Origin of the sequence: Bradyrhizobium sp. CCBAU 45394 (assembly GCF_028128655.1) — a bacterium.
GTDB classification, from domain to species: Bacteria; Pseudomonadota; Alphaproteobacteria; order Rhizobiales; family Xanthobacteraceae; genus Bradyrhizobium; species Bradyrhizobium diazoefficiens.
On record NZ_LBIX01000008.1, the window covers coordinates 22,839 to 29,944 of the forward strand.

At 62.4% G+C, this 7,106-nt stretch carries 4 protein-coding genes; 3 read left to right on the top strand and 1 reads right to left on the bottom strand.

Annotated elements, in window-relative coordinates; all coding sequences use genetic code 11:
* Positions 1 to 184 precede the first annotated feature (184 nt).
* From WN73_RS04305 to WN73_RS04315, 3 genes are all read left to right on the top strand, one after another.
* The gene (locus WN73_RS04305) at positions 185 to 2,440 is read left to right on the top strand and encodes a type I secretion system permease/ATPase (RefSeq protein ID WP_271551719.1); all 2,256 of its coding nucleotides are present in this window, start codon (positions 185 to 187) and stop codon (positions 2,438 to 2,440) included.
* Positions 2,430 to 3,680 (top strand): HlyD family type I secretion periplasmic adaptor subunit, encoded by a 1,251-nt coding sequence (locus tag WN73_RS04310; protein WP_011088217.1) that lies wholly within the window; start codon positions 2,430 to 2,432, stop codon positions 3,678 to 3,680. Before WN73_RS04305 ends, WN73_RS04310 begins: the two co-directional genes overlap by 11 nt.
* A gap of 183 nt (positions 3,681 to 3,863) precedes the next feature.
* The gene (locus WN73_RS04315; RefSeq protein WP_333937941.1) at positions 3,864 to 4,952 is read left to right on the top strand and encodes a transglutaminase-like cysteine peptidase; all 1,089 of its coding nucleotides are present in this window, start codon (positions 3,864 to 3,866) and stop codon (positions 4,950 to 4,952) included.
* A 92-nt stretch (positions 4,953 to 5,044) separates the two neighbouring features.
* On the opposite strand, the gene WN73_RS04320 is transcribed toward WN73_RS04315, so the two are convergent.
* Positions 5,045 to 7,106: VCBS domain-containing protein (locus WN73_RS04320; protein WP_271551722.1), on the bottom strand; the 2,062-nt coding region annotated here is incomplete at its 5' end.

Genomic DNA, 7,106 nt, shown 5'->3' on the forward strand with positions numbered 1-7,106 from the left:
TCCGCGAGCGCGTCCGTGATCGGCGAAAGGCGGTTCGAAGATTAACCTTTAGTTGCGCTTTTGCCGATTAACCAAATGATTTCGTGCGTTTTCCGCTATGCTGGAATGACGGTTCGCTTTTCGCTCCGCATCATTTCATTTTGGACATTCGCATTTGTTGTTTCGAGCATCCGAGTCAACGCACATGCATGGCCACTCCGTCGCGGAGCAAGCCGTTGCGTCTGAACCGAAGCAAGCGACAGGTCGCCTCGAAAGCGACGACCCACTTGCATCATCGCTCATTTTCCTGGCGTCGTACCACGGCCGTGCCGTTAGTCGCGAGGCATTGCTAGGCGGCCTGCCGATCCTCGACGGCCGGTTGTCAGTTCCCCTCTATGACCGTGCGGCTCAGCGCGCGGGCCTCCAGACCGAAGCCGTCAAGCGCGACATTGCCGATATTCCCGCGCTGGTGCTGCCGGCCGTCCTCATCATGAAGAATGGCACGACGCTGATCCTGCTGGAGTTCGACAAATCCGGAAGCAGTGTCAAAGTCCTCAATCCGTCCCTCAAGGCCGGCATCCCTGAGCTTCACGCGATCCAGACCATCTCGGCCGGCTACACCGGATACGCTTTCTTCGTCAGGGCTACGGTTGAGAGCAACGCACGCGCCGTCGCTGCCGGCGATCTGCCGCGAAGCCATTGGTTTTGGTCGGTGGTCAAGCTGCATTGGCGCGGCTACGGTCACATCGCGCTTGCAGCCTTCCTGATAAACATGCTCGCGCTGGCGACGCCCCTCTTCACCATGAGCGTCTACGACCGCGTTGTCCCCAATGGCGCGCTTCCTTCGCTGATCGCCCTGTCGATCGGAATGGGGTTGGCGATTGCGTTCGACTTCATCTTCCGGACGGTTCGCAGCCGTATGATCGATGTCACCGGCAAGACGATCGACGTCATCCTCGCTGCCAACATTTTCGAGCACGTGATGGGCGTGAAGATGGCGCAGCGTCCCGCGTCGGTGGGCATCCTCGCCAATCAGTTGCGCGACTTCGATTCAGTTCGCGAGTTCTTCACGTCCGGCAGCGTCGTATCCGCGACGGATCTGCTGTTCGCGATGCTGTTTGTCGGGATTCTCTTTGTCATCGCAGGGCCGCTGGCCTGGATACCTCTGGTGATGTTGCCGGTCATGCTCCTGATCGGCCTGGCATTGCAGCGCCCGCTGGACCGGGCCATGAAACGCCAGCAGGCTGAAGCTGCGGCACGTCATGGCGTGCTGGTCGAATCGCTGTCCGGCCTCGAGACGATACGCGCGACCGGCGCCGAAGCGCGCATGCAAACGGCCTGGGAACGGTCGGTCGCGGCAACGGCCCGCTCGGGCGAAGACGTCCATTTCTGGGCCTCGCTCGCGCTGACGAGCGCCAATACGGCCCAACAGCTCACCAGCCTCGCCCTGATCGTCGTCGGCGTATTCCTGATACTCGACGGCAAGCTCACGGTCGGAGCGCTGGTCGCGGCAAACATGCTGGCGGGGCGCGTTCTGGCACCGATCGCCGGGATCGCTTCGGTGATCACGCGCGGAACGCAAACGCTGAGTTCGCTAAAGGCCATCGATCGCATTATGTCGCTGGAGCGCGAGCGATCCCCTGCGCGTGCCTATGTCTCTCGACAGATCCGTGAAGGCGCGATCGCTTTCGACGGCGTCAGCTTCACTTACCCCAACGCGCCCGGCAAGGCCCTCGACAAGGTATCCTTCAAGATCGAAGGCGGCGAGAAGGTCGGCATCATCGGACGCATTGGATCCGGCAAGACGACTGTGGGGCGGCTTCTGCTCGGCTTCTATGAGGCGCAGGAGGGCCGCATCCTCGTCGATGGTGTCGACTCGCGGCAATACGATCCGTCCGACCTGCGGTCCGGGGTTGGCTTTGCGATGCAGGACACCGAGCTGTTCTTCGGAAAGCTGCGCGACAACATCGCGCTGGGCAAACCCGAGGCAACCGACGAGGAAGTCCTGGCCGCGGCGCGGCTGGCCGGCGTCGAGACGTTCGTCGCGGGCCATCCCATGGGCTACGACATGCCCATTTCGGAAGGCGGCCGGAGCCTCTCCGGCGGCCAGAAGCAGGCCATCGGCCTTGCGCGGGTGCTCATCAGGAAGCCGCGGATATTGTTTCTGGACGAACCGACAGCCCATTTCGACATTCGCAGCGAAGCCGAATTTCTCGAGCGCCTGAGGGCGTTGCGCGAAGAGCAGATCACCATTCTGATCTCGACGCATCGGCTCTCACTGCTGAATATGGTCGACCGCCTGCTGCTGTTCGACAACGGCCGACTGATCGCCGACGGCCCCCGCGACAAGGTTCTCGCGCTCCTGCAGGGCAAGCCGGCGCCATCGACGCCGAGCCAGACCCCGACGCCGGCGGCTGCCGAGCAACCCGCCTCACCCATGGCCAGAACCAATGTCGTCTGATTTCGCGTTTGCCAACGATGTTCGGGCTGCCGCCGCGCTTCGTGCGCCGCGGACCTCCCGCATGCTGCTTGTAGCGTCCCTTGCCCTGCTCGCCACGTTCCTGACCTGGGCTCATTTCGCCGTGCTGGACGAGGTCAAGCGAGGCAACGGCCGCGTCGTACCCGCGCGCCAGATGCAGGTGGTGCAGTCGCTCGAAGGCGGGATCGTCGGCGATATCCTCGTCCAGGAGGGATCGATCGTCCAGCAGGGACAATCCCTGATGCGCATCGACGATACAAAGTTTGCATCCGAATTCGGCGAGATCAGGGAACGGCGGGCTGCGATGGCGGCCCGTGTCACCAGACTTGAGGCCGAAGCCAGGGGAAAGGGCGAGCTGATCTTTCCCGATCAGCTCGACCAGGTGGTGCCGTCGGCCGTGGCCACGGAAAGCAGCGTGTTCAAGATGCGCGCGCAGAAACTGGCGCAGGATGTCGACGTCCTGAACCAGCAGGTCGCCCGGCTCGGCGGCACGCTCAAATTGCTGGATCGGGAGCTGGCGTTGACGCGCAAGCTGTACGAGCAAAAGGTGGTGCCGGAAATCGAGATGTTGCGGCTCGACCGCCAGGCGACCGAGATGAGAGGACAACTCGCGGAGGCCCAATCCAAGATCGCGAGCACGGTCTCCTCCTTCCGCTCCCAGGCGGACGAAGATCTTGCGAAGTCCAAGGGCGACCTGGCCGTGCTCGATGAAAATATCAAATCGGCGCAGGACCGGGTCCGGCGAACCGACCTCAAGGCACCCGTGCATGGGATCGTCAACAAGTTGAACGTGACCACCGTGGGGGCAGTCGTGCAGCCCGGCGCCAACGTGATGGACATCGTCCCCCTCGACGACACGCTGCTGGTCGAAGGTCGCATCAAGCCCCAGGACATCGCCTTCATCCGGCCCGGCCAGGACGCCGTGGTGAAGATCTCGGCCTACGATTCCTCGGTCTATGGCTCGCTGAAAGGCAAGGTCGAGCGCATCAGCGCCGATACGATCGTCGACGACAAGGCCGAAAAGACCCCGGATCGCCAGGAGAGCTTCTACCGCGTCATGGTGCGGACAGAGAAGAACCACCTGGGCACGGAGCAGAAGCCGCTCCCGATCATTCCGGGCATGATCGCGACGGTCGAGGTGCTGACCGGCGAGAAATCGGTTCTCGATTATCTGGTGAGGCCGGCCCGCACACTGCGCGACGAAGCCCTGCGCGAGCGTTGAGGCTTCGACAAGGTTAACAGGGCGCAAAGGTCGCGGCGACAATTTGCCGGTCGCTCGAAGCGCGCGATTGACCGCCTTTGCGACAAGGCTGCCGCCCTCCCCCCGCTTTAACCTCACCTAAGCGTCGCAGACCTCAGTCTCGATCCGACAACAGGATCGGGGCGTGGATCGACGCAATAGACGTTGACGACGCTCCCGGCGCAGGGGACGTCGTCTATGACACTGCATTGGGAATTGCAGCGGAAAGGCCTGTGCGCGCTCGGCGTGGGGCTGGTTGCATTGGTCGTTGCCGGCGTGACATCGCCCGCCCGGGCCGATGACGCCCTGGCTCGGGACGTCTTGACTCAAGACGCCCTGACTCAAGACGCCCTGGCTCAGGACGCCCAGGACACTCTCGCTCCCGGCATTGACGCGGCAACGCGTGCGCCGGCGACGTTCTTCCGCATCAACGACGTGCTGGCGAAGCTCGATGCCATGCGCGGCCGCGGGCCGAATGCCGTCCGTCTCGCGGCGCTGACACCTTCCAACATCGCGACCGACGCGGCCCCGGAGCGCAGGCCCGTGCCGGCGAAAGGCGACGAGCCGTTCGGCCTCTTCACCTTCCGCGCGCCCGAAGGCCTGTTGTGGCAGAAATGGCGGGGCCTCGAGACCAGGCTGGTCAGGGACGCAGAGACCCTGAAGCGGTGCGAGTCTGACGCCGCCAATTGCCCCTCGAACGCAGCGCAGTTCCTGCGATTGATCGGCGCCGCGAAAGCGAAATCGGGACGCGCAAGGCTCGACGAGGTCAATCGCGCGGTCAACATGGTCGTCCGCTACGTCAGCGACTATGCGCAGCACGGCGAAGCCGATCGCTGGAGCTCGCCGCTTGAGACCTTCGCCACGGCGAAGGGCGACTGCGAAGACTATGCGATAGCGAAATATGTCGCGCTCCACGAAGCCGGATTTCCGCGCGAGGATCTGCGGCTCGTACTGGTCCGCGACCGCGCCGTGCGGCAGGACCACGCCGTGCTCGCCGCGCGCCTCGAGGGACAGTGGCTCGTGCTTGACAACCGGCGCTCCGAGCTGATCGAGGATTCAGGGGCGACGAACCTGGCCCCGCTGTTCGCCATCGACCACGCCGGCGTCCACCTGTTCGCCGCGCCATACGCCCAGCGCCGGTTCGCCGCCCCCACAGAGGCCGCGCCGGCAGCCAATAATGAAGGTGCTGAATGGGGCGACACGGACGTCGCCGCGGGCGGTGCCTGGCAGGGCGCGCTCCCGCTGCTGATGTGAGCGGCCTCCTCGGACGCTCACATTCGACCGAAGAGAGCGCAACCCCGGTGCCCGAGCCCGCCGAATCGGCGGGTCGGGATCACCGGCGTCAGTCAGGCCACGATCTTGATGTGCGCGGCATCGACGGTGGCGCCGTTCTCCAGCACGGCCAACGCAATTGCTGCTGAGGCGCCCCCGCTGCCGTCCGCATCGTATAGCAGCGTGTGTGTCGCCGTGTTGAAGTGGAAGCGTTCTGCTCCGGACGCGAAGGTGTCGTTGCCGCTCGCCGAGAACTTTCCGCTCGCATCCGTTCCGTTTAGCAGACCACCTCCGAACCCTGCCGCCGATATTTCAAAAACATCCCCCTCAGCAAGAGCGAAGTCGAGGATGCGATCGGGATTGCCGAGACCTGGGCCGGCATCGCTCGGTCCGTTGTAGTGGAACTTGTCGGCCCCCGTACCTCCAGCCAAAGTGTCGATGCCACCACGACCCGTGAGGGTATCGTCGCCCGCGCCGCCAGAAAGGCTGTTGCTGTTGACATCACCCATCAAGACGTCACCGAAGTTGGAGCCGATCAGGTTTTCGATGCTGACGAGCGTGTCAGTTCCGGCTCCTCCAGTGGTCTGCGGCGTGGTGATGTTCAGATCCACAGAGACGCTACCGCCAGCATCGAGATAGTTTGCGGTATCGTTGCCCGAGCCGCCGTCGAGCGTGTCGTTTCCAAGGCCGCCACTGAGCACATCATCGCCCCCGCGACCAAGAATGATATCGTCGCCACCGTGGCCCGACAGCGAATCCTTGCCGGATGTCCCATAAATCTGGTCGGCAAGTGTCGCACTGCCATCCACCACGATTCCGGGATCACCGGGATCGTGGGTGAAGAACTGAAATTGGGCAAGCCGAGCCTGATACGAACCGCCCGCATTGTCGGTAAACGACAACGTCCAGCTGTCCGTCGCTAGAGGGGGATGAGTGATCATGTAGTCGGCCAACGTGGCCGTTGTCGGATTTCCGGAACCATCCAGCAGATAAACATGATCGAAATCGACTGTCGCCTTCATCAATCCGGTCGATGAATCATAGAACCAGCTCTGTTCGAACTTTGCAGAGGTCGTATCCGCCTCCACGATTACGAAATGGTTAGTGCCGATGACGAGCTCGACTTGGACCTCCTGCTCTCGGTGAGAGCCCGCACTATTGTCATTGTACGCGCCGGGATTTTGTTCATCCGCAGGAATTGGAATATCGTTCGGCTGCTTCTGGAAATCGGTGTAGACGACGATCGTCGCTCCATTCGGATTTGAGACAATTCCATCGACCGTTGCCTGAGATGGGTGGAAGCCCGAGAACTGGCCAGACCCGGAAGTCAGGGGATCGTTCACGCTGCCCAGCTGCTGGGTATCGGTCGGCGTGTGGGTCGATGCGACCTCGTGTATACCGACCGTTTGAGCAACATGGGCAGTGCCGTCATAGACGTCCAACGAAAGGCTCTGGTTGATCGTGTCGCTGGTCGAACTCGTTGGCCGGTAGACGAGATCGTCAAGGAAATTGATGCCACTTGACGGATCATAGAGCACGATCCCCGCGGTGAGGGCCGCGTAACTGGAGCCGTTATAGTAGTAGATCCCCGCAGGAACCGTCCCGGTCGAGGTGACGACCAGATTGTCGCCGTTGGCATCCGTTGGAAGCTGAACCAGCAACGGATAGCCATTCGCGTAACCAGGCGCCGTCGCTGTCTCCTGAGCAGGATCGCTCGGCACCCAATTTTCAGTGTTGGCTACAACGGGCGCGACGTTGTCATTTACGCCGTTGACGGTGATTGTCAGGTCGGTAGCCGACTGATCGCCGTCACCGTCCTGGATCGTATAAGTGAACTTATCCTGGAGGGTTTGCCCCATATTGAGGTTCTGGACCGCGGCAAGACCGTTATTCAATGTGTAGGTATAAGTGCCGTTCGCGTTGATAACCAAGGTGCCATATTGGCCCGCGAACGAGACCCCTATGGTCCCCGACGTCCCAAGATTGGCGCTGGTTACGGCGAATACCGATGCACCGTCGGCACCTTGCGTGTCCGCAACACCGTCCGTCGTGTTGGCGTCGAGCAGGTCCGCACCGCCCGTCAGCACGTTGCCCGTCGCAACAAGAGGGCCATCCTCGGTTACACTGTCGGTGTCG

Excerpts from the sequence above, each read along its gene's own strand:
- WN73_RS04305 (WP_271551719.1), top strand. The coding sequence starts at position 185 with ATGCATGGCCACTCCGTCGCGGAGCAAGCCGTTGCGTCTGAACCGAAG.
- WN73_RS04310 (WP_011088217.1), top strand. The coding sequence starts at position 2,430 with ATGTCGTCTGATTTCGCGTTTGCCAACGATGTTCGGGCTGCCGCCGCG.